The organism is Paeniroseomonas aquatica, from assembly GCF_030409335.1.
GTDB lineage: Bacteria > Pseudomonadota > Alphaproteobacteria > Acetobacterales > Acetobacteraceae > Belnapia > Belnapia aquatica.
This window is the reverse complement of sequence record NZ_JAUFPN010000041.1, coordinates 1-712: the sequence shown is the minus strand read 5'-3', so window position 1 is coordinate 712 and position 712 is coordinate 1. Positions and strand designations below refer to the sequence as shown.

1 protein-coding gene is annotated in these 712 nt (G+C 57.2%); it reads left to right on the top strand.

Annotated elements, in window-relative coordinates; translation table 11 throughout:
- A partial coding sequence (locus QWZ14_RS05200; RefSeq protein ID WP_290315512.1) for a hypothetical protein occupies window positions 1-691 on the top strand: 691 nt, incomplete at its 5' end.
- Window positions 692-712: the final 21 nt, after the last annotated feature.

Below are 712 nucleotides of genomic sequence, written 5' to 3'. Positions count from 1 at the left end.
CAATCCCCCGCGCGTCATCAAGGTCTGCACTACGACGTTCTTGATTAATCTGGAGAACGATAGGCCGATCTATCTTATCGAGGCCAAGTTGAACGGCTCGATGCACGCTATGAAACGCCTCACCACCGATGACATCGCCGATGTGTGCATGCTGGCGAGCGTGGTGCCTGGCGTCTACGACCCGATGCGACCGGTCCAGCAGCTCAATCACTCCGCAGAGCAGCACAGCGATCCACTGCGGAACTTCTTTAGCGCATGGATGGCGATCGAGATGTTTGTGGGCGGCCTTTTCGCAAAAAAGTACGAGTCCGAGCTGCGCGACGGCATCCGCAAGGCGGCGCATAGCATGCCCAAAAGGCAGTTCGACGAGTTTTACGGTCGGCTACACTGGAGCTTCATGGAAAAATTTACGATCATTGCCACATCACTCAACGTGTCAGGCGCCGTTGATGACATCAGCCTAGTGAAACGCCTCAAGGATGCCCGAGACGCGCTCACCCACCGAGGCGTTGCCGCCCACGGTGAGCTGCCAACCGAAGCTACTCAGCAGTTGGCACGCAAATACTTGCGACTCTACTACATGTCTCAGCAGCCTACAGATGCGGAGCGGTCCCTTGCTGGCGAAGTGCCCCCAGTCGGTCGGTCACGGAGCAAGCCAGAAAAGCCCAGAAGGCTTACCAAGAAACCCTGATCGTGACGTGACACTCAGGGC